The sequence below is a fragment of the Sulfidibacter corallicola genome, from assembly GCF_017498545.1.
Classification (GTDB): Bacteria; Acidobacteriota; Holophagae; order Acanthopleuribacterales; family Acanthopleuribacteraceae; genus Sulfidibacter; species Sulfidibacter corallicola.
Genome location: NZ_CP071793.1, coordinates 4,797,649 through 4,823,263 on the forward strand (window position 1 = coordinate 4,797,649; position 25,615 = coordinate 4,823,263).

At 58.9% G+C, this 25,615-nt stretch carries 20 protein-coding genes; 10 read left to right on the forward strand and 10 right to left on the reverse strand.

Annotation, left to right across the window (positions count from 1 at the left end):
- Positions 1 to 1,043 precede the first annotated feature (1,043 nt).
- A complete protein-coding gene (locus tag J3U87_RS14165) occupies positions 1,044 to 1,772 on the forward strand; it encodes an energy transducer TonB (protein ID WP_237383704.1) in 729 nt (242 codons plus the stop codon).
- 433 nt (positions 1,773 to 2,205) lie between these two features.
- Here J3U87_RS14165 and J3U87_RS14170 read toward each other — a convergent pair whose 3' ends face one another.
- From J3U87_RS14170 to J3U87_RS14180, 3 genes are all read right to left on the reverse strand, one after another.
- The gene (locus J3U87_RS14170; RefSeq protein ID WP_237383705.1) at positions 2,206 to 2,982 is read right to left on the reverse strand and encodes a DUF4097 family beta strand repeat-containing protein; all 777 of its coding nucleotides are present in this window, start codon (positions 2,980 to 2,982) and stop codon (positions 2,206 to 2,208) included.
- Positions 2,983 to 3,184: 202 nt separating this feature from the next.
- The gene (locus tag J3U87_RS14175) at positions 3,185 to 4,294 is read right to left on the reverse strand and encodes a DegT/DnrJ/EryC1/StrS family aminotransferase (RefSeq protein ID WP_237384498.1); all 1,110 of its coding nucleotides are present in this window, start codon (positions 4,292 to 4,294) and stop codon (positions 3,185 to 3,187) included.
- Positions 4,295 to 4,528: 234 nt separating this feature from the next.
- A complete protein-coding gene (locus tag J3U87_RS14180) occupies positions 4,529 to 5,797 on the reverse strand; it encodes a nucleotidyltransferase domain-containing protein (RefSeq protein ID WP_237383706.1) in 1,269 nt (422 codons plus the stop codon).
- A gap of 317 nt (positions 5,798 to 6,114) precedes the next feature.
- On the opposite strand from J3U87_RS14180, the gene J3U87_RS14185 reads away from it, so the two are divergent.
- The 3 genes from J3U87_RS14185 (at position 6,115) to J3U87_RS14195 (ending at position 8,800) form a co-directional block, all read left to right on the forward strand.
- Positions 6,115 to 6,660 carry a hypothetical protein gene (locus J3U87_RS14185; protein ID WP_237383707.1) on the forward strand — a complete coding sequence of 182 codons (546 nt, stop codon included), beginning with the start codon at positions 6,115 to 6,117 and terminating at the stop codon, positions 6,658 to 6,660.
- 65 nt (positions 6,661 to 6,725) lie between these two features.
- The gene (locus tag J3U87_RS14190) at positions 6,726 to 7,433 is read left to right on the forward strand and encodes a hypothetical protein (RefSeq protein ID WP_237383708.1); all 708 of its coding nucleotides are present in this window, start codon (positions 6,726 to 6,728) and stop codon (positions 7,431 to 7,433) included.
- 2 nt (positions 7,434 to 7,435) lie between these two features.
- The gene (locus J3U87_RS14195; protein ID WP_237383709.1) at positions 7,436 to 8,800 is read left to right on the forward strand and encodes a serine/threonine protein kinase; all 1,365 of its coding nucleotides are present in this window, start codon (positions 7,436 to 7,438) and stop codon (positions 8,798 to 8,800) included.
- A gap of 96 nt (positions 8,801 to 8,896) precedes the next feature.
- Here J3U87_RS14195 and J3U87_RS14200 read toward each other — a convergent pair whose 3' ends face one another.
- Positions 8,897 to 9,886, reverse strand: a complete 990-nt coding sequence (locus J3U87_RS14200) for a PP2C family protein-serine/threonine phosphatase (RefSeq protein ID WP_237383710.1) — start codon at positions 9,884 to 9,886, stop codon at positions 8,897 to 8,899.
- A gap of 614 nt (positions 9,887 to 10,500) precedes the next feature.
- Between J3U87_RS14200 and J3U87_RS14205 the strand changes: the two genes are divergently transcribed.
- Complete coding sequence (locus tag J3U87_RS14205; protein ID WP_237383711.1) at positions 10,501 to 10,923, forward strand: Rrf2 family transcriptional regulator; 423 nt, start codon at positions 10,501 to 10,503, stop codon at positions 10,921 to 10,923.
- A 180-nt stretch (positions 10,924 to 11,103) separates the two neighbouring features.
- Positions 11,104 to 11,877: a hypothetical protein gene (locus J3U87_RS14210; RefSeq protein ID WP_237383712.1), complete on the forward strand. Its 774-nt coding sequence runs from the start codon at positions 11,104 to 11,106 to the stop codon at positions 11,875 to 11,877.
- A 45-nt stretch (positions 11,878 to 11,922) separates the two neighbouring features.
- Here J3U87_RS14210 and J3U87_RS14215 read toward each other — a convergent pair whose 3' ends face one another.
- The 3 genes from J3U87_RS14215 to J3U87_RS14225 form a co-directional block, all read right to left on the reverse strand.
- Positions 11,923 to 12,546 (reverse strand): YigZ family protein, encoded by a 624-nt coding sequence (locus J3U87_RS14215; RefSeq protein ID WP_237383713.1) that lies wholly within the window; start codon positions 12,544 to 12,546, stop codon positions 11,923 to 11,925.
- A 182-nt stretch (positions 12,547 to 12,728) separates the two neighbouring features.
- A complete protein-coding gene (locus J3U87_RS14220; protein WP_237383714.1) occupies positions 12,729 to 13,739 on the reverse strand; it encodes a 2-hydroxyacid dehydrogenase in 1,011 nt (336 codons plus the stop codon).
- A gap of 153 nt (positions 13,740 to 13,892) precedes the next feature.
- On the reverse strand, positions 13,893 to 14,765 hold the full coding sequence (locus J3U87_RS14225) for an Hsp33 family molecular chaperone HslO (RefSeq protein WP_237383715.1): 873 nt from the start codon (positions 14,763 to 14,765) through the stop codon (positions 13,893 to 13,895).
- A 272-nt stretch (positions 14,766 to 15,037) separates the two neighbouring features.
- Here J3U87_RS14225 and J3U87_RS14230 point away from each other — a divergent pair, with 272 nt between their 5' ends.
- The 3 genes from J3U87_RS14230 to J3U87_RS14240 all read left to right on the forward strand — a co-directional run bounded on the left by J3U87_RS14230 (position 15,038) and on the right by J3U87_RS14240 (position 17,709).
- The gene (locus J3U87_RS14230; protein ID WP_237383716.1) at positions 15,038 to 15,529 is read left to right on the forward strand and encodes a hypothetical protein; all 492 of its coding nucleotides are present in this window, start codon (positions 15,038 to 15,040) and stop codon (positions 15,527 to 15,529) included.
- Between the two features lie 232 nt (positions 15,530 to 15,761).
- Positions 15,762 to 16,895, forward strand: a complete 1,134-nt coding sequence (locus tag J3U87_RS14235; RefSeq protein ID WP_237383717.1) for a DapH/DapD/GlmU-related protein — start codon at positions 15,762 to 15,764, stop codon at positions 16,893 to 16,895.
- Positions 16,896 to 16,941: 46 nt separating this feature from the next.
- Positions 16,942 to 17,709 (forward strand): enoyl-ACP reductase FabI, encoded by a 768-nt coding sequence (locus tag J3U87_RS14240; protein ID WP_237383718.1) that lies wholly within the window; start codon positions 16,942 to 16,944, stop codon positions 17,707 to 17,709.
- Positions 17,710 to 17,814: 105 nt separating this feature from the next.
- Here the strand turns inward: J3U87_RS14240 and J3U87_RS14245 are convergent, their stop codons facing one another.
- On the reverse strand, positions 17,815 to 18,255 hold the full coding sequence (locus tag J3U87_RS14245; protein ID WP_237383719.1) for a thioredoxin family protein: 441 nt from the start codon (positions 18,253 to 18,255) through the stop codon (positions 17,815 to 17,817).
- 434 nt (positions 18,256 to 18,689) lie between these two features.
- Between J3U87_RS14245 and argF the strand changes: the two genes are divergently transcribed.
- The gene (gene argF / locus J3U87_RS14250) at positions 18,690 to 19,667 is read left to right on the forward strand and encodes an ornithine carbamoyltransferase (protein WP_237383720.1); all 978 of its coding nucleotides are present in this window, start codon (positions 18,690 to 18,692) and stop codon (positions 19,665 to 19,667) included.
- Positions 19,668 to 20,165: 498 nt separating this feature from the next.
- Here argF and J3U87_RS14255 read toward each other — a convergent pair whose 3' ends face one another.
- The gene (locus J3U87_RS14255) at positions 20,166 to 23,465 is read right to left on the reverse strand and encodes a serine/threonine protein kinase (RefSeq protein WP_237383721.1); all 3,300 of its coding nucleotides are present in this window, start codon (positions 23,463 to 23,465) and stop codon (positions 20,166 to 20,168) included.
- A 481-nt stretch (positions 23,466 to 23,946) separates the two neighbouring features.
- Positions 23,947 to 25,392 (reverse strand): Asp-tRNA(Asn)/Glu-tRNA(Gln) amidotransferase subunit GatB, encoded by a 1,446-nt coding sequence (gatB, locus tag J3U87_RS14260; protein ID WP_420038302.1) that lies wholly within the window; start codon positions 25,390 to 25,392, stop codon positions 23,947 to 23,949.
- Positions 25,393 to 25,615 lie beyond the last annotated feature (223 nt).

Consider the following 25,615-nt stretch of genomic DNA (forward strand, 5'->3'; position numbering starts at 1 on the left):
GTCGGAGGTCTCGCGCAATTAGGTATTATAACCAGCGGTCATCCGGAAACGGAAATATCGGCATGCAAAGAACAGCCGCGGTTGAACACGACAAAACCTCTCACCCTACCTAACTCATTCAATATAAATGGCTTACAATAGATCACTTGTTAAACGTCGTTTTGGTTTACTCTCTTTTTACGGTTCTTTGACTTAAAAATCCAGAAACTTCCAAATAGGATAATATCAATTCATTTATCTCGACCAAGTTGTCTTCAAAGCACTTGTTTCTCCTGCGCCTGAAATTTCAGTGCTTCAGACACAACCGCTCCACTTGGAGCATCCGATTTTTAAAATAATTCTCTCGATTATTTCATCAACACGTCGCAAGAAGCACCCCCTGCTTCGTCGCAACAGCCGAAGTTATGACTTGCAATCCAACTACCTTTGCAGGGAAGAGGTATCAAAATCCAACCAGTGACACTGCTTGAAGCCTCCTCTCAAACCCAAAACCATCTTTAGGGTACGTCGTCGTCCTTTACTGACATTCAATTGTTTTTCATCAAGTGCCTTACCGAGCCTCCCGGCCTATTCCGGAAGGATCCGCCAGGGGCCGCGATGATGGTTACATCGACCGCCTGGGTTCGATAAAGCATTGAATGAAAGGCATTTGTTCAATAAAGGCGAGGTCCAACGGCGTGCGGCGCTTCGCGAGCATCGAATAGATTCCGATCCGATTGGTTCACCCCTCCCACCGATCGTACGACCGTTCGTTCGCACCCTGTCTTCAGGGCGAAGATCGCGACCACGGTTCGATCGGGGTGTGCCTCGCGCAGTTCCTGCGGTTCGAGAATCGCAAGCCCTCGGTGCAGTTCCAGATTCAGTGACCCCGTTTTTCCCTCGAACGAGATACCCGTTTTTTCTCCATGGGAAATGTCGTGGCAGTGAACCGCTCACTCACTACCACGATAATTCACCCCATTCGCATTTTGCATTTGGATCCATAGTGGATCATCCGCTTTCGCTCATATAACACTGCTGTTTTTTCAACTGGGAGACTTACTATGACAATCGTACCCTCCGATGGAAATGGTGTGTCCACACCTGCCTATGATTCGGTGTTCCTTCATGCGCTCGGCGAAACCAGAACGGACCACACCGCCATGAAAAAGGCCGTGCTCGGCGCCTTGTTGTTGGCGCTCGCGGTGATCTGGGCGCCGCTTCCCACTTCGGGAACACCGGTGATCGCGGTGCCGGAACAAACCAGGGACCTTCCCCCCAACATCACCGTCAAACCGCCGCCAGAGCAGCCGAACCAGGCGGTGGAATTGATCCAGGAAAAGGGCAAACTCCTTCCGGTCCCCGATCCCACACCCATGGAACCGGAAATCATGCTGGAACCGATGGAAGTCTACGAGCCGGACGTCATCTACAGCGACAACCCCTTTACCTTCGATCCTGGCGCCGGCCCGCCCGAGCGGAACAGCGGACCGATGGAGCTGACGGCGGCCGGGTTGGAGCCGCCGGTGATCACCCGTCGCGTGCTTCCCAACTACCCGATGCGCGGCCTCAAAGCGCGCATGCAGGGATACGTGATTTTGGAAGCCGTCCTGCGCGGTGACGGCAGCATCGATTCCATTCGGGTGCTGCGCCAACTGGGCAAGGGCCGCTTCAATTTCGAAGACGAGGCCATCAAATCGGTCGAAGAGTGGGAGTTCATTCCCGGAAAGCTGAACGGCAAGACGGTCGACGTGCGCATGACCCTGAAAATCGACTTTCAACTGGGTCGCTGACCCAGGGCCGCGATCACGTATCGCGGCGGAAAAAAGAGTGCTTGTGACCTGGACGTTTGGCAACGCCGGTCTTTGGATGGGGCACCGCGCCCCATCCCCTTTTCGATCCCATGACCGCCGTGTTCCTCTCGTGGAGGTTACCGATCGTCGCCCGCCGGAGCGGGGGGCGGGACCAATAGGAACCCGTTCGTTTCATCGCCCATCAATCACGGTAAGGCCCGGGTGGTGAAAACGAGGGTCGGTAACCTCGGCGGGACGAGCCCGTCGATCTCGTGTACCCCGGGCGTTCGCTTGTGTGCGATGAGGCGCGGATACTTTTGTATGGACCACAAAAGCATCCCATCTCACACAAGTGCCCGGGCCTTTTTTGTTCAGCGAATCGCTTCGTCAATCAGATGACCGTGAAGCAGGTCGCCATGTTTTCGAATCGGCATCACTTCCAAGCCAGTTCGATGAAGCCTTTGTGGGTTTCCAATTGGACCATGGCGTCGCCGGTTCCTTCGCGGTGATTGATCGAATAACCGTTGCGTTGCACGATGTGCCGCACGTCGCGACCGACGATGGCCAGATCGCCCTTGTGGGTATTGCCGCGAATGCGGAAATTGTCGCCCGAAAGAACCTGAACCTTGACGTATCCCTTGTGGGTGGAAATGTCGAGATCGGCCAATTCGGTGACTTCGATGTCGAAATCGCCCTTGTGGGTTTCGAACCGCAAGTCACTGTGTACCCCGCGAATCTGGCCTCTGCCCTTGTGGGCTTCGAGGGTCAGACGACCGTCCGGAGCCACGATGTCGATGTCCGACTTGTGGCTGTCGACGCGCAGTTCGGTTCGTTGGGGCACGGTAATGTCGAAATCGACGGCCGGAAGGATGCGATGACCGTTGTTCCAATTGTTCCAAAAGCGGGTTTCCTGATAATCCACATCGACATAAACGCGATCGCCCACCTGACGAAAGCGAACGTCGACCAGATCCAGTTCCTCGGTTCCTTCTTCGGCGCGGATCCGGGCCTTCACCACGATTTCATCGCCCTCGACGGGCCGGATCTTCAGTTCGCCTTTGTGGGTGTCCAGGTTCAGGACCGGGGAGGCACCCACTTGAAAGGTCCGATCGATGTTGATGTCTCCCGCCGCGGAAACGGGGAGGTGCGAAAGAAGCAGAACGCTGGCCGCGCAAAGGATGGTGCGGGCAAAACCGGCATGAACGATCATTGTCTCTCTCCCGACGAAATGATTGGTGCCTCACGGCGCGGGGCACCCGGCTCGAATCACGAACCGGCCCCACCGGGAAGGCGAGGGAGAAGCCCATGCAAACGGGGCCCTCCCTGCTTGGTATGTCGGAAGCGATGTGGAATTGGTTGGCCCGGTTCGGAAAAAATCGAAAAAAGCCGCGATTCGTCCCACCGACCCCGGCTCAGCCGTTCAGGACCTCGGCGATCCGATCGATGTGGGCCTCTTCGAGGAAGGGGTTCATCGGCAGGCTGAAAATGCGGCGCGAGGCGGATTCGGAAACGGGATAATCGCCGGTCTGATAACCCAGTTTGGCGAAGGCCGGTTGCAGGTGGAGCGGCTTGGGATAGTAGATGGTGTGCGGAATCCCCGCTTCTTTGAGGCGATCCAACACGTTTTGCCGCTGATCCACCAATACCGAGTACTGGGCCCAGGCACTGCGGTAGCCTTCCGGAACCACGGGAGTCGTGACCGTCTTCAGCTTGGCGCCGTACCAATCGGCCACGCGCTGGCGGGCCTCCAGTTCCTCGGGGAAATCCTCGAGCTTGGTCAGCAGCACCGCGGCCTGTAGCGAATCCAGCCGCCCGTTGATGCCGATGCGCACGTTTTCGTAGCGATGGTGACCCAGGCCGTGCTCGCGAACGGATTTCAGGATCTGGTACAGGTTTTCGTCATCGGTGAAGACCGCGCCGCCATCGCCGTAACCGCCAAGCGGTTTGGCGGGATAGAAACTGGTGGCCGCGGCGCGTCCCATGGAGCCGGCCCGCTTGCCCTTGTACTCGGCACCCATCGATTGGGCGGCATCCTGGAGAACGATCAGGCCGCGCTTCGCGGCTACCGCTTCGATCGCGTCGTAATCGGCACACAGGCCGAACAAATCGACGGGAATCACGGCCTTGGGATTGAGCTCACCCTCGCGCACGACGGTTTCGATCTCGCGTTCGAGCGCCTTGGGGCAGATATTGAAGGTGTCGGGTTCGATATCCACGAAGACGGGGGTCGCGCCCAACAAAGCGATGACTTCAGCGGTCGCGATGAAGGTGAACGGTGTGGTGAACACGGCGTCGCCCGGCTTGATATCCCAAGCCATCAGGGGCATCAGCAGGGCATCGGTCCCGCTGGAACAGGCCACGGAAAAACGGGTGCCCGCGAACTCGGCCAACTTTTCTTCCAATTCGGTGACTTCGGGACCGTTGATGTAGCGACCGTGATCCAGTACCGCATCGATGCGGGCACGCAGGCGATCTTCCATACGGCGGTACTGAGTTTTCAAGTCGATAAAGGGGATGTTCATGTCGCTCATGGAGAACCTCGAAGGTTGGAATTCCGCGCCGGAAACGCGATTCGACGGATGAAGCGCTGGAGACGTGGCCGCATGCGGTGATCCACCCCTTCGATGGAAGCCGAGCTCCACCCCCCGAAGCTTCGCTCCCATCATAGGTACATTCACCCGGGAACGAAAGCGAAACAAGGGGCCGAAGGAGAGATCGAGACCCGGTCCCCGGTCGGGGCCGAAAAAACCGATGAATCAGGAGCCGTGCTCCAAGGGTTTGGCGGTTTTGCGACGCGATCCCGGGCGGAAAAGCGGTCGCAGGGCGTACTGCCAGACCAGTCTCGGCGGGCGCAGCACATAATAGGCGGGAAAGAGGAAGTCGGGCAACGATAAAGATTCCCAGTCGCGGCGATTGGGAACGAGCAGGAACTTCAGGGTCAGGGCGAAGCGCTTGGAGAAGGCCGGCGTCAGGTCGAAGGTCCATCGGGCCATCGAGAAGGCCGGCAGGTGAACCGGCAGTTCGGCCTGGGGTCCCGTCTGGGCGAAAAGAACCCGAAAAATGCGTTCGGCCATCCCAGCCACCATCGGTTCGTCGGCCAAGGCCTCGGCAAAGGGGCGCGGCAGCGGTACTTCGAAACAGTGATGAGCCAGGGCGAAGCCCACCAGCAGGGCGCGTTGCTCACCCATTTCCACCGCCCGATCCAGTACGGCGCCCCAATCCAAATCGGGCCACCTCCGGATCAGCACCGCGAGGTCGTTGAGCCAGAACAATCGCTGCCAATGGTGGCGTGCGCCATGACAGGCGAGATACACCACCAGGTCGCAGGTTCCCAGGTAGGGATAGGTCTCGCCGGCCATCTCGACCTCTTGCCGGCGGCTGTGAAAGGTCTCCCAATCGCTGAATTGGGTTCGATCGAATTTGGAGGCCCGCCAGTGCAGGTCGAGCACCAGGCCGGCCCGCGAATGACCGAGCGTCGCTTCGTGGGTATGGTGCAGCAGGTGTTTGCGCCGGCGCGGCGAGAGCCGGTCCAGCCGGTGGGCGTCCATATCGAAACCCAACCGCTCGCGCAGCAGGTCGATGGCCCGTGCGCGATCGCGCTCGGCCACCAGCAGGTCGAGATCGCTCGAAGGACGCAGCGCCATGCTCCCGTAGGCCATGCGACCCAGGATGGGACCTTTCAGGAAGACCACGGGAATCCCGCCGGCATCGAACGCCGCGCGAATCTCCTTGAGATGGGTGACGAGGCCCATCACGTTGAGGGCGTCTCCCTTGGCCTGCACCGTCAGCCGCTCGCGGAACGAAGTGGGCACCCCCTCGACGCCGAGTCGGTTCAACCAATGGTGCAGCAAGGGCGTGAGCCGGTGTTCCCGCGCCGCGCGCAACAGGAAGTCCCAATCCAAATCGCCGGCGCAAAGCGCTGCCAGGCGGCCGGTATCCGGAGGATGATCGGGATCGCGCGCAGCCAGAAGCAGGAGTTGATATTCGGGTGCGAGCGAGGATGGCTCGGGAAGTCGTATGGACACGAGGGTACTCTGATGGGGAGCGCGAGTGAGGGGTTCGCGGGCTTGAAAATCGAATCCATGATCAGCCCGAGTTGATTCGCGAGAGGATCCTCATCGTAACAGGGCCGCGAAACCCGGTCAACGCAACGATAGGGGACGAGCCGGTGAAAAGTGGCACTGCCGCCTTGACGAACGGTTGAAAAAGAGGTGAACTGGAAGTGATCCATACCGACCAATCTCCGCTTCCCTTCGACCCATCGTTTGGGCTTCGACGATCGCCTGCCGCGTCGCATCACCGCTCGGGCTCAACGAAACCGTACGGGCAGCAAGGAAGGACCATGTCCCAAACCAATCCCGGTTACCTGATTACCCTTTGTGAGCAAAACGCTTACGTGGGCGGTGTCATGATCACCGATCATCACGGCATCCCCGTGGATTTCAAATATACCGATCCGGTCAACCCCACCAAGGTTCAGCGCATCATCTACGGATCGGTCCTGGAACAGTACATTCGCAACCACGTCATCATCGGCGCCCTTCTCAAGGAGATCACGGTCTCGCCCGCCTTTTACGTGGTCTCTCAGCACCAGCTCTTCGACATCGAGGAAGCCAACAAGCTGACCCTTGTCGCCATTCAACGTACCCAGTTCGCGGCCTTGGGAGAGCGGGGCACGGTCACCCGCGCCAAGGAGAACGAAGTGTTGCTGCAAGGGGGCAGCGATCCCCATCCCCTGCGCGTCGTATTCGGCCAGATCCCCGCGGACCAACAAGAAGCACTGCTCAAGGACATCATTCAGCTATCGAAGCACATGGATCTGGTGGAGCCGATAGAGCGATTGGAAAAGGCACTCAAAACGCTATGCTTGGAAAAGGCACAGGATTAAACGCCAAACTTCGCCAACTCTTGGCCAAGATACAGCGGGAATTCGATTATCCCCGGGTGTATGCGGTGCGATGTATCCTCGAAACCGCGACCACCACCTACGTGGACCAGCCGGAATGTCCGATTCACACCATGCCGCGGCCTACCACGGCGGTGGACTCGAAGCACAGTGTGTTGACGGCACAGGTTTCCGAGGGCAAGCTGCCGGATGTCGAAGTCACCCAATGCCAACCGCTTTCGGATTTGGAAACGACGGTTCAAACCGTCACCTGTTGGCAGAGCGAAGCCTTTTTCATTCAAAGCCCGGAGCTGGTCGCCCCGGAAATCACCGTTCAGGATCATCCCGTCGCCATGGATCCGGTCGCGGTGCGACGGCGCCGCTACCGGTTCCCGCCGAAACACGCCAAATCCGCATCGCTTCGGTTCAGCCTGCGCATGCACGCCAACACCTCCTACGCGCGCATGCTGCCGTTCGAGCTGGTCATGCACCCCATGGAAAACCTCCCGAAAAAACTGCTCATCCGCTATCGAGCCAGTGTTTTAAAAAGATTGCAACGGCGCCCCAATCAAGTTAAGTTTGTGGGTGTCTGTTTCGGCATTCCATCGGCGCCGCTTCGCTTGGTACGCCTGGAACCAGAGGGTCCGGACGGATTGCCGCGCGTGCGGGCGGTAGCGACGGGTGCGGTGAGCACCATGTACGACGGTCGGGCCTGGGTTTTGGTCGAGTTGGCCGACAAACCGGGGATCCTCCCGATCACGGTTCGAGAGGAGTGAATTTGATTCAAATTTCCGGCTATCAAATTCACGAGAAAATCGGCGAAGGCGGCTCCTCGGAAGTCTTCCGGGCCACCCGCCTGGAGAACCAACAGAAGGCCGCGCTCAAGCTGCTGCACGAAAAGTATTCGGGCGATCCCGCCATGCGCAGCCGGCTCCAGCGCGAAGCGCGGGTGATCGGCAGCCTGAACCACCCCAATATCGTCAAGATCTACCAATCGGGCTCCTACGAGCAGCGCTTCTACATGATTCTGGAATATCTTTCCGGTGGGTCCCTGGGTCAATTCGAGCGCTTTTCACCGCGCCGGCGCCTGGAGATCATGATTCAGGTCTGCGACGGCATCGCCTGCATCCACAGCCTGGGCATCGTGCATCGCGACCTGAAACCCAGCAACATCATGTTCGGCGAAGACGGGTTGCCACGCCTGGTGGACTTCGGCATCTCCCTTTTTTCCCGCGAGAATTACACACGCCTGACCCACACCAACATGGTCATGGGCACCCTCAGCTACATGTCGCCCGAACAGCAGGCCGAGCCGGGCCAAGTCGACCATCGAACCGATATCTACTCGATCGGTTCCATCCTGTACGAAGTGTTTACCGGCAAACGGACCGTCGGCCGGTTCCGCGATCCGCGCGACATGATTCCCAACTTCCCGGAGGAATTGGAACGGGCCATCCTGACCTGCCTCGACCACGATCCCAAGAAGCGATTCGGCTCGATCGGCGACCTCCAAAAGAGCCTGATCGACCTGTACCACGACGGTTTGTTCTCCGAGGGGAATGCGGACACCACGGCCCAGGACTTCGTCAACCGCATCGGCATTTGGATCAAACAGTTGGAGAGCGGTACCGCCGCCCAGCGACTGGAAGCGCGGCGGCGCATCGGCCAAAACGCCCGTCCGGAGGACGTGCCCCAATTGATCCGCATCTGCGAGTCCTCGGCGACCGAGGTGCGCGCCGCCATCATTCCGATCTTCGGCAAACTCGGCGCCAAGGAAGCCTACGACTTCTTGATCGATCAACTGGCGAACCCGTTGCTGGCCCGCGACGCCTCGATCGCCCTGGCCTTTCTGGGAAATCGCGCGGCGGCCCAGCACCTGATCCCGATCGTCAAGAAGCAGGCCCCCTACTCCTACGGCTCCCTGTTGCCGCTGGCGGTGCTCGGCGACGAAAAGGATCTCAAACACGCGCTGCCCTACCTCAAGAGCAAGGACTCCACCGATCGCGAGGCGGCCATCAAGGCCTTCGAGCACGCCAAGAGCAAGCGTTATCTCAAGCCGTTGCGCAAGCAGTACAAACTGGAGCCGGAAGCGCGCCTGAAAGATCGATTGGGCACCCTGGTCCACAAGCTCGAACAGGAATGAGGGCTACGTCCCGGGAGTGAACCCATCTGCAGGCTCCCGCGGCTTCATGGTGCTGGAGCCGACGGCGGGAACCGCCGGCTTGGCCAACTTGGACGTTTATGCTTTGGCCAGGAGAAAGGCCAAATTGTCGCGGCCGCCTCCCCAACCCATGCAGGCCTTCATCACCTTGGTCGCCTTGGCCTCGAGATCACCGGCGCCGGTCAGAATCGTCTCCAGTTTCTTCAGGGAGCAGTCGCTGAATTCTTCTTCGATGCCGTCCGTCGCGAGAAACACCAGGTCACCGGGAGCCAGGGCGAGCTGGCCGAAATCGGGCACACGGTGGTCCATGCCCAGAAACAACGCATGCCACGGCTGCAGCAACTCTTCGGCAGCCACCTTGGGGTGGAGCTCGGTCACCCGAACCAGGGTGTCCAGCCTTTCGCGCACCAGATCCTCGTTGGTGCGTCCCTTTTCGGCGAGAACCTTCAAGTCGGAGACCACGAACGAGGCCATGGCGATCTGGAGAGGCGAGCTCAAGGCGTCCACAAGTCCGTATGACGCCAAGTGGCCTTGCAGACCAAAAAGATTGGGATGCGATTCTCCGAGAAACACCCCGCGTTCGATTTGGTTGATCTGGATCAGCCGGCCATCGCGAATCAACCAAAGATAGGAATCGCCACTGCTGCAATAGAACATGCGATCGCGGCCCATGAACACCGAGAGCAGGGTCGTCGCGCAACCGGGATCGGCTTCGGGCGGCTTGGCGTCCTTGATGGCCTCGTCGATGAGGTAATGGGTCAGAAACAGCCGCTGATGAACAGGCCCGTCGGCGTGGGCGAAACGAACCGGCGCCTGTTGAACCGCCACCCGCGAAGCAAGGTCGCCAAAATGAGAATCGGCGACCATCAAAAGCCGACCGTCCTCGATCGCAGGCACCACGACCGCGGCATCCTCGTTGGGGTCGCGCTTGCGCCGCACGCTGGCTTTCTTGCCGGCGGTCATTCCGGCTACGATGCCCGGGCCGGTTTCCAGAATCTCGGTGGCTCCGACCGCGGCAAAATCCGCTCCGAGCAGGGTCACGGTGCCGTCAAGCTGCTGGAATTCCATGCAATCTCCAGAGGTGAAGAGATAACGCCACGGAGGCGATAAGGCATCGATCGGCCGATGCCGTCATCGAATTGAGAATCGCGAACGATTGAAATCTATCAGGGTGCGGTCTCGGCGGCATGGGGCCCGCGCACGAAACGAGGCGAAACCCGTCGATCGATGGCCGTCCCGGAGCGGAGCGTATCACGGGGGCGCGATCAGCGAAAGCGAGGTTCGATGCCGTGAATGGGAGAAATCGATCGAATCGGGCCGGCGACAAGGCACTCGACACCCCAATCGTGGAACCATGCCGGAAAAGCGAATTCTTCTCGCCAGACACACCAAAACGAAAAATCGACACATCGAACCAAAGTTTTCAAATCGAATAAAAATGAAACACAAACCATTGAGAAAATAAGCGCTTGGACTGAAGTTCCGCGTGCCGGCAAGCCAAAATCGTCGGGATTCACCGCACCCAACCACCCACGCCCCCGTTTCGGGAAGTTTGGCGTACCGCCTTTCTAAACGCCTGGAAGCGGGTGTGTAACCTGCAAAGGTTATTCACACCCTACTATTTTTAGTATCAAGCTTTTCGCCGGATCACCGATAAAAATAGGCACCCGAGGGAGGATCGCATGAGCCGATCGACCAGGCTTTCCACCGCTGCGCACATCATGATGTACCTCGCCTGGAACGAGGGCGATCGCGTGCGAATTGACGACATCGCCAAAAGTGCCAACGCCAATCCCTCGCGATTGCGCCAACTTTGCAGTCAATTGGCCCAGGGTGGGTACATCAAGACCTACAAAGGTGCCAAAGGGGGCATCGAAGCGGTGTGTCCCCCCGATCAGGTTTCACTGCTGGATCTCTGCGTGTGCATCGAGGATTTGAATTTTTTCGCCCTGACGCCCCACAAAGCGAACAAGAAATGTCCCATCGGCGCGGCGATCGCGCCCACCTTGTCCCGCCTGTACACGGATTACAACAACATCTTCCGCGAATACCTGAAAGCCACCACCATCATGGATCTGATCGAAATGGCGGACACCCAAACCTAAATGCACGTTCAGGTGGAGTCGCTTTTATAATTTTCTTGCGGTTATAATAAATCCACGATAACAGCGAAGTTCACATCGCATCCGCCCCCAAACCCTCACCTACCGGCGAATCCCGGTCGTATGGGACGCCCTGTTGTCACCAGACCCGAACCTCATCATCCCATCACCGAAGAGTTCAACATGCCATCTCAAGCGGAAATGATCAAATCCTGGCTGCGCCTGTGCGCCGATCCTCGGTCCAGTGCCGAGCAACTGGAAAATGCGGCGTATTGGGAATCCATCAATCAACCCTCCGAGTTCCAGATTCGGCTGGCGGTGTCCAAACATCGCTCCACATCCAGCGAACTCTTGGCAAAACTCTCGATGGTCAATCACCTGCCGATCCAAATCGCCGTCGCGGGCCACCAAAACCTCAGCGAATCGACCGCGGGCCACCTGCTGCGCAAGCAGTTGCGCCAACTCCGCAGGGCCCTGGCCAGCAATCCGCGCATTCCGGTCTACGTGATGGAAAAACTCGCCACCGACTATCGCGACGTGCGGCTCTGCCTGGCGCGCAACCCGGCGATCCCACGCTCCATTCAGAGCGTGCTGGCACGCGAGAAGGACAAGAACGTTCGCATGACCCTGGCCAAGAACCTCAAACTCAGCGTGGGCATCCTCGAGCGGTTGAGCAAGGACAAGGTTGCCGAGGTGCGCGCCATGGTCGCCGCCCACCCCAACGTCCCGCTGGCGGGTTTGCGCGCCATGGGTGCCGATCGCTCCCAGGTCGTGCGCGAGGCGGTATTCGACCGCGGCATCCAGGAATTCAGCGATGACATCCCCCTCTTCCGCGAACTGACCAAGATCAAGCCGTCGTCTGTCGCGCAAAAGGCCCAGGAACACCTGGATTACCTGATCCAACGACAAAAGAGCAGGAACCTCCTGGAAACCACGCCGCCGGATCGCGCCGGCTGAATCGAGCCGCCAACCGGATGCGCGACAACCGCTCGCCCCCGGAATTCAGCGATCCGCCGTTTCCGGTTCCAACAGGGCCTGACCGTTGGTAAGTCCCTCGATTTCGGTCTGGAACTGCGACCATCGCTCCTCGGGTACGCGCAACCGAAAGGAAGCGTCCAGTTCGTATTCTTCCTCGTCGATTTCCACTTCGAGCGACGTCAACATGAGCTTGAGTTGGGTGACGTAGCTGTAGCCCAGCATCAGACGGGCTTCGACGTAGGTCACTTTCTCTTTGGTCGGCAAGGCCTGCAAGGCCTGTTGCACGCCGGAACTGTAGGCCCGCACCAACCCGCCCTTGCCCAGTTTGGTACCGCCGTAATACCGTGTCACGACCGCGACGATTTCGCCCACGCCGGAGTGGGTCAACACCGCGAGCATCGGGCGTCCGGCGGTGCCGTGGGGCTCCCCGTCGTCGCTCATCCCCACTTGGCCGGAAGTGCCCGGCGGTCCGGCGAGGAACGCCCAGCAATTGTGGGTGGCATCGGCAAACTCCTCGCGAAGGGTCGCGATGAAGGAGTGGGCCTCGGCTGACGTCGGCGCGTGAGCTACCGTGGTGATGAAGCGGCTGCGCTGGATTTCTTCTTCGAAGCGAAAGGTCTGCGCTGGAATGGGGAAACGCGAAGACACCGTTCAATCTCCAGATGACGGAAAGGATGGGGACCACCCCGGATCGGAGCACGATACACCGAATCCAGGGACGTCCTCTCGGAATTCTACCATTCGAGCCACCGAGCCCGGCTCCGATGGACACCGAAAAGCCCGAACGGCGACGTTCGATCACCGATCGAGCGCGATCACTCACGGGTTCATCAGGAACCTTGGCGACGACAGGCGGTGACCAGGTTTTCCTGGGGTACCGCTCCCCGCTCGAAACCGTCCAGATTGGCCAGAGTGGTCGAAACGATACGGGCCATGGCCTCCCTGGTGAAAAAGGCCTGATGGGCGGTGATCAAGACGTTGGGAAAGGTCATCAGTCGGGCGAACACGTCGTCGGGAATCACGCGATCGGAGAGATCTTGGAAGAACAGATCGGCTTCCTCCTCATAGACGTCCAGCCCCAGATAACCCAATTTGCCCGATTTCAAGGCGGCGATGGCGGCCTTGGCATCGACCAAGCCGCCGCGACTGGTGTTGATCAGCATGACGCCCGGCTTCATCTGCGCGAACGCGGCACCGTCGATCAGGTGGTGGGTATCCGGATTGAGAGGGCAATGCAGCGTGATTACGTCGCTCGTCTCGAGAAGCGGAGCCAACTCGGAAAAACGAATGCCCTCGGGCGCCGGTTCGGCGGCGAAGGGATCGTGAACCCGGACATCGCAACCCAAACCCTGCATGATGCGCGCGACGCAGCAGCCGATCTTGCCGAACCCGACGATGCCGACCCGCTTGCCGTAAAGATCGAAACCCATCAAGCCGGCCAGGTTGAAATTGAATTCGCGGGTCCGCAAATAGGCGCGGTGGGTTCGGCGATTGAGGGACAACATCAAGGCCAGGGTATGCTCCGCGACGGCATGAGGTGAGTATTCGGGAACCCGGGCCACCTGCAGACCCAATCGCTCGGCGGCGACCAGATCCACTTGGTTGAAGCCCGCACAGCGCAACAGGACGAGACGGACCCCTCGTTCGGCTAGCTCCGCCAACACCTTTTCGTTCAATTCGTCGTTGACGAAGACACACACCGCCTCGGCCTCGGTGACCAGCGGAACGGTTTCCAGCGTCAGGCGCGGTTCGAGAAACGTGAATGAGTGACGCGAGGAATCCAGTTGTTCCGTGAAGAGGGCCTGTTCATAGGACTTGGTGCTGAAAAACAAAAGCCGCATACCGCCTCCAGGTGGTTTCCAATGGGAACGGCAATCATCGCATCTGGTCAGCGCCGATGCGCATCAAAAAAACGTGAGGCCCACGGGATGACCGGTGCGGAGTGAAACGACCGGGAAACCGAAGACGCGCAAGGAATTTCTCGATCGATGCCCTCAGGAGGCCTTTCCGCGTTCTTCCAACAGCCGGTTCAAATGATCGATACCCACTTCATAGGGCTTGTGACAATAGTTGCAACGAATCTCGATCGCCTGATCGGCCTCGGTCAGTTCCTTCAGGTCTCGGGTGGAAAGGGACTGAACCACTTCCAAAATACGTTCCTGACTGCAACCGCAAAAGTAACGCACCTCGGTGTTGGCGAGGTGTTTGAGCGGAATGCCTTCGAACAGGAAATCCATGACGCGCGCATGCCCGTCCGTCTCGGAGAAACAGGACCCCAAATCGGCGATCTCGGTCAGGCGCTGTTCCAACACGAACAGCATGTCGTGATTGGCGCCGGGCATGCCTTGAATCATGATGCCGCCCGCGCCCGCGATTCCCTGCTCCGGATCCAGCACCACGCCCAAACGGATGGCGGAGGGAATCTGCTCGCTGCTCAACAGGTAATTGGCGAGATTGTAGGCGATTTCGCCCTCGGAGGTAGGCACCACGCTGGTGAAGACCTTGTCGTTCTTGTCCAGACGGCGCCGCACCGTCAATTGACCGACCCCCACGGCCTGCTGAAACAAACCCCGGTCCGGTTCCGGGTCGAAATGCACGCCCAAATCGTCGGCGGTCCCACGCACATGGCCGAGAGTATTGGCTTCGACACGTAGGGCGCCGATCGGGCCGGGCCCCTCGAACTTCAGCGAAACGACCCCGTCCACCTTGAGATCGGCACAGAGGAAAAAGGCTCCGGTGGTCGCCTGCGTCAGCAGTTGCAGGGCGATCGGCGAACAGTTCAAGGTCGAGAACAGGTCGCGACCGATCTGGGTGCCGTCAATCACCACGACTTTGAACATGCCTTCTTTGTGAATATAGCGTTTCATGTATCGGGCCATCGGTGCCGGGTACCTCCAAGATGCGCTGAAGCCACGGTTGGCCGCGGCGACCCTAATTATGGACAGATTCCCCGGCCTTCGCAACCCGCCGAACGCGTGTGGAAACGGCGTGACGACCGGACTCTCACGGGATTTACACTTGGAACCGAGTTGGATAATGTACTAGAATATCCAGTTCTTGGATTTTACCCAAAGTGGGTGATCCGGGTGATCGCTTACGATTGGGTTTTAGAACCTTCCACTCAGGGGTTTCGCACAACATGACAAAAAACGCCGCCTTGGATCAAGCCATCCAAGCTTTTCACGACAAGAAATGGCAACAAGCTTCCGATGCCATGGTCAAGTTGTTGGCCGACGAAGCATTGCCTTCCGGAACCAAACACCGCCTTTCCCAGTTCAAGACGATCGCCGACCGCCACCTGGTCACGCAGGAAGAAGATCCCGAGGCCTTGTCCCTCAAAATGGTCTCCTACCACATGAACACCGGAGACCGCGAATCGGCGCGGGAAATCCTCAACAAGTCCGACATCATCGCCGAGGGAACCCGCCTGTTCCTGGAAGCTGAAATGGCCATGGAAGAAGACGATCGCGAAAAAGCCATCGAATACCTCAATCAAGCAATCGAAAAGCAGAAGGACAACCGCGGTTACGCGTTGAACTCTCCCGTCTTTTCTCCCTTCATCAACGAACCGGAATTCGAGTTCCTGCGCCAGGGTAAAGACCAACAAGAGAGTGAAGAAGCGAGCGCCTGATTCGGGCCTCGCCTGAAAAAGAAGCCGGCATGGAATGCCGGCTTTTTTTGTTTGCAATTGCCTCACGACCTGTGCGTTGATGGACCCTGCATCGCGACATGTCACACGAAGTTGCGCAATAAGCGGCAAACGAGGATCGAGTTACCCGGGCCCCACACCCTGTGCTATTTTCCGCATGGCTCGATCCCCGTGCATCGAAAACCGTGCAGCCCCACGCTGGGAGGTGGAGAGAATGAAACGAGGCCATCTAAAAATCCTTGTCCGTACCGATCCGGAGTTCCTGGAGTGGCGTATCGCCGGGGTCCCCATCAAGGATCGGATTCTCACGAGTCTGGCAGGCCTGAGCGAGACGCCCATCGAGTTCCTGCCGTCCGCGGATACGCCCCTCAATTGCGACGAACGGGTGGATTACCTGATCGTCAACGGAGCCTTCCCGTTCATCACGGCCGATTTGGTTCAATGCCTGCGCCAGGGCGGTGATTTCGGCGAACCGCGCGTCGCCTTTCCGCCGGATTCCCAAGAATCGGGTGTCGTGTTCCTGCCCGCCAACCACGCCGCGGTGGAAGCCGACACGTTCGGCGCCTTCCTGGACCGCCTGTTCGACCTGACCGACGAGGAAAGCGGGGAAGACCTGCTTGAACTGCGCGATGCGGCCTCGTACGCCAAGCTGAACCAGTACGCGTTCGACCGCAAGGTCACCCAGGTCATCGCCAAGGGCGCGCTGGTCATCGCCCCCCACATGGTTTGGATCGAGGAATCGGTCTCGGTGGAGGCCGGCGCCAAAATCGGCCCGAACGTCTATCTCGGTGGAGATACCTACCTGGGCAGCGGCGCCGAAGTGATGGCCGGAGCCCAACTTCGGGACGCGACAGTCGCGTATGGCGCGGTCATTCGCCCCTACTCGGTGCTCGAGTCCTGCCGCGTGGGTGCCGGTGCCACGGTCGGCCCCTTCGCCCACCTGCGGGCGGGCACGGACCTCGGTGAGGACGTGCGGATCGGCAACTTCGTGGAAACCAAGAAGGTGACCATGGGGGCCAACAGCAAGGCCAGCCACCTGGCCTATCTCGGCGACGCCCAGATCGGCAAAGACTGCAACATCGGCGCGGGCACCATCACCTGCAACTACGACGGCGTCAACAAACACCAAACCGTTTTGGGCGATCAGGTGTTCATCGGCTCCGACAGCCAACTCGTGGCGCCGGTGACCATCGGCGACAAGGGGTTCGTAGCGGCCGGAAGCACCATTACCCGCGACGTGCCCGCCGACGGCCTCGCCATCGCGCGCGCACGCCAGGACGTCAAGGAAGGTCGGGCCAGTCGCATGCGGGAACGCGCCAGGAAAAAGAAGGCGAAGGCGTCCACCTGAGCGAGGTGCCTTTCGCCAACCAAGACCAACGGATTCGGAGGACCACGTGCTGCTAAAAGACAAAAAAATCTTGATTCTCGGGCTCGCGAATCATCGCTCCATAGCCTACGGAATCGCGAAGGCCTGTCACCAACAGGGGGCCAAACTGGCCCTGACCTACCTCAACGAGCGTTTCGAGAAGTCGGTCAAGAAATTGGCCGCGGATTTCGACGAGCCCCTGCTCCTGCCCTGCGACGTCACCAAAGACGACCAGATCCCCACTCTTTTCGACCGTATCCGCGAGGAATGGGGCACCCTCGACGGCCTGGTCCACTCCATCGCCTTCGCCAACCAGGAAGACCTGAAAGGCGCCTTTCACGACACCAGTCGCGACGGTTTCCTCCTCGCGCAGGACATTTCGGCGTACTCGCTGACAGCCCTGAGCAAATACGCCAAACCGCTGATGGAAGAAAACGGCGGCAGCATCATCTGCATGAGCTACCTGGGCGGTGAGCGCGTCGTCCACAACTACAACGTGATGGGCGTGGCCAAGGCATCCCTGGAAATGTCGGCCCGTTACCTGGCCTCCAGCCTCGGTGAATTCGGGATCCGGGTCAACGTCGTTTCGCCGGGCCCCATCAAAACCCTCGCCGCCTCGGGTATCGCCGGGTTCCGCGGCATCCTGGAAGAAGTTCGCCAGCGCACGCCGCTGCAGCGCAACGTGACCCAGGAAGAGGTGGGCGATGTCAGCGCCTTCCTGCTCAGCGACTTCTCGCGAGCCGTGACCGGCGAGACGATTCACGTCGATTGCGGCAGCCACATTCTGGGCTTCTGATCTCTCGCCGATCCCGCACCCCACCTCGAGCGGGACCACGAAAAAACCCCGGCAACGGAATCCGTTGACCGGGGTTTTTTACATGCTGTCGTTTCGATTCAATCGTTAATTGATCTTCTCCGAGAGGTGCTTGACGTAGTTATCGGCACCGCCAGGTACGTACCCGGTTTGCAGGAGCACCTTTTCTTCGGGGTTCACGAGGAAGATCGTGGGGAATCCGGGCACGCGGTACTTGACCCGGAGGCGTTCGTTGGCTTCCATCTGTTCTTTGGATGGGCGACTGTACTTGGGAAAATCCACTTTGAGAAGCACGAGTTTGTCGCCCGCGAATTTTTCAAAAGAGTCCTTGGCAAAAACTTCGCGATCGAGCCGCTTACACCAACCGCACCAATCAGACCCGGTGAAGTTGATCAACACGACCTTGTTCTCTTTTTTGGCCACTTCAAGGGCTTTCTCGTAATTTGTCAACCAGTCGCCATTCTCTCCGGCGATCGCGGCGCCGAGAAGAGTCGGAACGAGTAACAGGGTCACCAGTAATTTTTTCATAAAAACTCCAAATACAAGCCTTCGGGTTCGCATGATGCGCTGAATACAGGGCCACGAGCGGCTTTTGCGAGGTGCAATACACTGAACGGGTCTACGATCGATGCCCATCAGGGTTGCCAGGTCCCGAAACACTTCAACGCTCCATTATCTTCCGGTTCGCTTCAGGATTCTAGGTTAAATTCAGTAACCGGCTGCATTTAGGGCAATTTTCAGGCCATTCGGGGCCACTCCGGCAAGCCGGGCCGGCCTCGAGTGGATCTGCCTCTTTTCCCGCTCCTGAGATCCAGCGTATGATTAGCGCTGGTACTGTTACCCGTCGCGGACCTCCGGTCAGGTCGCACGATGTCGTGTTCGGCGCCGTGATTCGATTCCAATCACCCCCTAGCGCCAAAACGGGGGACCCCGCGACCATATCTTCGGAAGGAAGGATAGGGATGGCTTTTAATCTGAAAGGTCGGCATCTGCTGACTTTGGCCGACTATACGCCAAAAGAGATCGAATACCTGATTGACTCGGCGATCGAGTTCAAACGACTGAAAAACGCGGGTGTGTTTCCCAAGAACCTGCAAAACAAGAATATCGCGCTCATTTTCGAAAAGCCTTCGACCCGCACCCGCTGCGCCTTCGTGGTCGCCGCGATCGACGAGGGCGCCCACCCCGAGTATTTGGGCAAGAACGACATCCAAATCGGCAAGAAGGAAAGCATCGCCGATACCGCCAAGGTCCTGGGCCGCATGTTCGACGGTATCCAATTTCGCGGTTTCCACCACGAGACGGTCGAAGAGTTGGCGGCTCACGCGGGCGTACCGGTCTGGAACGGTCTCACCGACAGTTACCATCCCACCCAGATCCTGGCCGATTTCATGACCGTGAAGGAAGAGTTCGGTCACCTGCGCGGCATTCGCTTCGCCTACGTGGGCGACGGCCGTAACAACATGGCCAACTCGCTGATGATCGGCGCGGCCAAATTGGGCATGGACTTCCGCATCGTGGCTCCCGCCTCGCTGTATCCAGAGGCGGCTGTCCAGGAGCGATGCCAGGCCTTCGCCGCCGCCAGCGGCGCCAGCATCACCCTGACCGACAAAGTGGACGAGGGTGTCGCGGACGCGGACGTGATCTACACCGACGTATGGGCGTCCATGGGCGAAGAGGATCAGATCCCGGCCCGTATCGCCTTGCTGAAGCCCTATCAGGTCAACGCCAAGATGATGGAGCAGACCGGCAACCCGAACTGCATCTTCCTGCACTGCCTGCCCTCGTTCCACGACGACCGGACCCAGCTCGCCCAGACTTATCCCGACATCCTGGAGGTCACGGACGAGGTGTTCAGCGGTCCCGCATCCCGGGTCTTCGACGAAGCCGAGAACCGGATGCACACCATCAAGGCGGTCATGGTGGCCACCCTGGCCTGACCGCGATTCACCACCCCGAACCTCGAAAGCCGACGGAACCACCCGTCGGCTTTTTCGTGAGAGTCCCGGACCAGCTTGTATACCCAGCTCGATTTCGAGAAAGAAACAACACGAACGAGCCAGCCCGGGGAACCCGCATGCGCGTAAGAGACGCAAAGCCTGTAGGTTGAGCAAGGCCGGTATGGCAGCTTGCTCAACCAATCAAAGCGACTGAGCAAAGATCGAAACTGATCATCGAGAGATCTCGAGGACCGACATATCTGCTTCGCTCTTTTATCACTCGATCTTGCGAAGCTTGAGCTGCTTCGAAATGTCGGGCCAGCGGCCCAACCTACTGCAATGCCGATCCTCAAAGCATGCGGGAACTCCTCGACGAAATCGCTTCGACAAGTTCATCCGGCGGGCTTACCGCCCCTGATGAACCTACCAGGCACGACGAATCTCTCGGCATAGGCGGACTTCAAGCTAGTTTGTTTTCAATGGAGAGCGGAACCGCCGTCAGTTGCGCAGATAGGCGTCCGCCTCCCGGTAATAGGCATCCAAACCCGGAAAACGGGTCTTGTCGATGTCGCGCCAGGTCTGAAACGCCTTTTTCTTCTGATCCAGCGCGTAATAGCAGAGGCCCAGGTAGTAGGCACCCTTCTCTGTGAGCCGATCCCGCGCGGCCAGGCCGTCGACCACGGTCTGGTACTGGGCGAAAATGTCCTTGCGCATGGCGTTCTGGGTTTTGAGATACTCGGCATGGCTGTAGTGGTACATGGCGAAGACTTCGCGGTAGCGATAGGTGTCCTTGTCCGATCGGGCCAACTTGCGCAACTGCTTTTGGGCCTTGTCGAAATCCTTCTCGCCGATGATCTCTTCCACTTGGACGAACTTCCGTTCCCCGTTGCTGAGTTTCTCGTTGGGAATGCGAACCAGCTCCACCAGAGGCGGCAGCGATTCCAAGGCCAGACGCACGCATTTCAACGTCTTGTTCCCTTCCTGGGGATTGAATTCGATGAAAATACCGCGCTTGTCCAGGTTCTCCCAGATGAGGGCGGCGATCTGGGCGCAATCGTCGTCCGAGAGACGATTGTGGGAGAGATCGAGGTCCCGCAACTTGGTGGAGAGCGGGGGCAATGCACTCAAGTGGTTGTGTGAAAGCACCAGGACTTCGAGGCCATCGGGCAATGGGGGCACCAACTCGATCTGCTCGTAGGCCACGGTCAGGCGTTCGAGCGAGGAGAAATGCTCGATCCCGGTCAGGTTCTTGATGTTGCCTCGTTCGGAGTTGGTTCCCGGCGTGTTGATCTCGCGAACCGATTTCGCTTCGTCCAGGCTGAGAGCGCCGTTGCCGTTCCGATCGAATTCGCGAACCAGGTAATTGCGGAACTCGGTATCGGGAATCGAAAACTCGTCGGGCGGCGGCTGTTCGGCGGCAGGGCTCCCACCACCCTTGGGTTTCGGCTTGGGCGGCTGCTTCGGTCGGGGCCGTACTTCGGCGGGCTTCTCGGCCGCGGCGACCTGAACGGGCGCCTGCTCCACGACGGGTGGATCGGGCTCCGCGGAGTCGGGTTCTTCGGTGCTCTGTTCCGGATTCAGCGGGAGATCGCCGCTGGCGGCAAGGGCCGGATCCAGCTCACCGGGAACGCCTTCTTCACCCGGTGTTCCCTCGCCCTGGGTGTCGCCGGGAGTGTCCTCCGTCTGGACGGATGGCGTTTGCGTCGACGAACCCTCCGTATCGATCGAAGCGGTTCCCGATGCGGGCTCGGTCGGTGTGGTTTGCACCTGCTGGGCCGGTGGTGAAACCTTCGGGTCGGTATCGCCGCCGTCGCCACTCATGAACATGCCGATCCCGGCCGCGACCAATACCACGACGAGGATCCCGGCCACCAGAGTCAACTTGTTGATGCCGCCGGATTCCTTGCGTTCGGTCGCGGCGGATTCGACCTGCAACTGCTGTAGTTCTCCTTGCAGGGACGCGATATCTTCGCCCAGTTGATTTAGCTGGTTCAATGCGTTCTGCGCGGCGCCGACGTCGCGAGCCTCCAGGGCCCGCCGGAACAGCGTCTGTTGCTCGGCGATACTGCGGTCGATCTCGGGATCGCCGTCGGAAGTCCCTCGCCGCGCCAGGTTGAGCGCGCGAATTTCGTTGCCCACGTGCTCGTCGAGAATTCGCAATTCCTTGAGGGTGTTTTCGGCGGCCTTCAAGTCGCCACGGGCCACTTCCTCTTGAAAAAGGGCCCGCAAAATGTCGGCTTGCGACTCGCGGGCCTTACTCTCTTCGGCAATGATTCGGATCAAATTGTCCAACGCCTTGCGTTCGTCCTGGTGATTCTGACCCAGTTCGCCCATTCCGGCGAGCTGTTGTTCGGCCTTTTCCACGTCGCGATTGGCGATGGCTTCCTTGAACAGGCCGCGGTATTCCGAAACGCGTCGATCGCGCTCGATCAGCTCTCGCTCGACGCGTGTCTTCAGGGCCACCAGCGCCCCGCGGTTATCGTCCGAGGCGGCGTCCATGGCCTCGAGATCGGCCAACAGGCCGGTGGCTCGATCCACGTCGCTCGCCGCGATGGCCTGCTCGTATTCGCCGCGGACGGGCGCGATCTTGGCCTGCCGGTCCAGCTCGCGTTCGAGGGTGGTGCGTTCCTTCTTGACGGTCACGCTCAGTTCCTGGAGCTTTCCGATCGATTGCTCGGCCTGCTCCAGATCGCCCCGCTTGATGTGTTCGCGGAACGCCTTGCGGAACCGTTCCACCTGCTGCTGGCGTTCGGCTTCGCGCTTGGACTCGACGATCGAGCTCAGCTTGGCCAGGACCTTCTCTTCCTCGTGGACGTCCTGCTCCTCGCCGCGCAAACCCTCCACTGCGGTGCGGGCATCGTCGAGACGTTCTTCGGCGACCGCCTTTTCGAACTGGTCCTTGAACTCGTTGACCTTGGCTTCCTGTTCGGGCGACATGCGGCCGGAACGAACGGTGGAGGAAAGGTCCACATCCTTGAGCACGTCCTCCAAATCGTTGGCGAACTGCACGGCGCTCTGGTAGCGACGGTCCGGATGCTTGAAGAGGACCTTCTCGAAAATGGCCCGAAAACGGCTGTCGTTGACCCCCAGGGTCGCCGGCAGGCTCTGAATGTCGGGCGGGCAGTTGAGAATCTTGTAGAGAATGCTGTCGAGCGAACTGCCGGGAAAGGGACTGGCGCCCGTCAACAGGTTGTGGGCGAGCACACCCAACGAGAAGAGATCGGAGCGGTGATCCAAGGCCTGGTTGCGGATCTGCTCGGGGCTGGCGTACTTGGGCGTTCCCAGGAATTCTCCCGGTTGGCCGCCGTGGGCATCGGCCAGCTTGGCGATACCGAAATCGAGGATCCGTACCGATTCGTCGCGATCCAGCATGATGTTCTGGGGTTTGATGTCGCGGTGTACGATCTGACGCTCGTGGGCCACGCTGAGTGCGTAGGATATTTGGGAAATGATGCGGGCACAGGCCGCGTAGGTCAGTGGCTCGCCCAATTCCAGGCGGTCGGCCAGAACCTCGCCGTCGATGTACTCCATGACGACGAAGGGTTCGCCCTGATCCTCGCCGATATCGTGAATGGTGACGATGTTGGGATGGTGCAGACTGCCGGCGATGCGCGCTTCCCGAAAGAAGTTTTCCTTGTACTTCTCGCGGTCATTTTCCTTTTCGATCCCTTTGAAACTTACCTTTTTGATGGCAACCGTGCGCTGAATGACGGGGTCGAAGGCTCGGTAGACCTTGCCCATGGCGCCTTCGCCCTGCACTGCTTCGATGATGTATCTACCGATTTTTTGCTGTGTCATCTCAATTCTAAAAATGCCGTGTCAGACCCGGAGAAGATTCGACGGTTGAGAAAAGCTTAAAACTGTCGCGTTTCACAACGCGGACTGGAATCTCTGCATTTTATCACCATCACATCAAAACAGGAATATTGAACGGGCATTCGGCAATTCGATTTCGAGAAAGATATCCTCGAAAAAATGTACGGGGGAGGCGGGACTGTGGATAATTCCAAATCCAGAACGGGTCGAAGGATAACCACTTAGTTACTCTACTCGCCCGTTTGGGAATTTCCTTGAGCTGTCACATCAAACCGCAGGTGCGGGGGGAATGGGGTGGTGCCTTCCGGCGGTGCTGGGGAACACGAACGGTAAGGCCAATGCCAGTTGGAAACAGGAGACAAAAACATTCGGGTTGGGGATCGATGGCGGGAGCTATCGATCACAGCGTCATCGGGGTTCGGCCCCTCCATATGGAGAGGAAAATAACCGAAACATGGAGGGATTAAGAATCCAGGTGTTTTTTAAAGAGTTCATTGAGCAGGGCCGGGTTCCCTTTGCCTTTGGTGACCTTCATGGCTTGACCCACGAAATACCCGAACACTTTGGTTTTGCCGCCTCGGTATTCTTCGACCTGAGCGGGATTGTCGGACAAGATCCGGAGAACCACCTCTTCCAAAGCGCCACTGTCGGTAATCTGCTTCAAACCCTTTTCTTCGATGATCAAAGCCGGATCTTTGGAGGTTTTGAACATTTCCGTAAAAACGTCCTTGGCTATCTTACCGGAAATTACCTTGTCTTCGATAAAACGAATAAGGGCACCCAATTGTTCCGGTTTGATGGGACATTGTTCGAGGCCGCCCTCGATATGCTTCATGTCGCGCAGCAATTCGGCCATGATCCAATTGGCCGCGGCCTTGGGCGGTGCGCCGGTGGCGACCACTTTTTCGAAGTAGGCAACCAGCTCCCGATCGGTGGTGAGTCGGGCCGCGTCCTCGCGTGACAGGCCGAAACACTCCACCAACCGCAGGTACTTTTCCCTCGGCAGCTCGGGCATCTCACCGGCCAGCCCGGCCACCCAATCGCGATCGACGGTCAACGGTAGCAGATCGGGATCGGGAAAATAGCGATAATCGTGTGAATCTTCCTTGGTGCGCATGACCTTGGTGGTCTGACTGTCCACATCCCACAGCAAGGTACACTGCTGAACTTCTTCGCCGTTGGTGATCAGGGTGACCTGGCGATCGATTTCGTGCTGGATCGCCCGGCGAACGTTGTTGAAGGAGTTCAGGTTCTTCAGCTCGGTACGGGTGCCGAGGGTCTTGGTCCCCACGGGCCGAACCGAAACGTTGGCATCGCAGCGCAGGCTGCCCTCTTCCATGTTGCCGTCACAGATCTCCAGGTATTGGAGAATCGCCTTGAGCTCGGTGAGATAGGCGTGCGCCTCTTCGGGAGAGCCCAGATCGGGTTCGGTCACGATCTCGAGCAGGGGAATGCCGCTGCGGTTCAAATTGACGTAGGACTTCCGACGCGACTGGGGCCAACCGTCGTGACTGGACTGCCCGGCATCTTCCTCGAGGTGGGCACGGTTGATGCGCACCTCTTTGGTGGAACCGTCCGGCAATTCGATGACCAGGCGCCCCTTTCCGACGACGGGGCGCTCGTATTGAGAAACCTGGTAGCCTTTGGGTAGGTCGGGATAGAAGTAATTTTTGCGGGCGAACACCGAAGTGCCTTCCGGATCGTTTTCCACGGCCAGTCCAAATTTCACGGCACAGGAAACGGCCTCGCGATTGAGCACGGGCAGGGCACCCGGCAACCCCAGGCACACGGGGCAGGTCTGATCGTTGGGTCGAGCGCCGAATTGGGTCAGGCAACCACAAAAAAGCTTGGTCTGCGTGGATAACTGGGCGTGTACTTCCAAGCCGATGACCGGCTCGAAGCCGTGAATACTCACTTGGCAAGCCTCCTCATTTGCAATGACCCCCAACAAGCGGTCACAGGACCTGGCTCATCCAAAAAATAGAAGCGGGCCGAAAGGGACCCAATCCATCGATTCCGAAAACCATAAACCATCGCACTGAATACATAAAGACAAACATGGAATCATCTAAAAAAAGTCGCCCGGACCGCCCAAAAGTGGAAAAGATTCGTTCTCGAAGGGGAACCTAGCC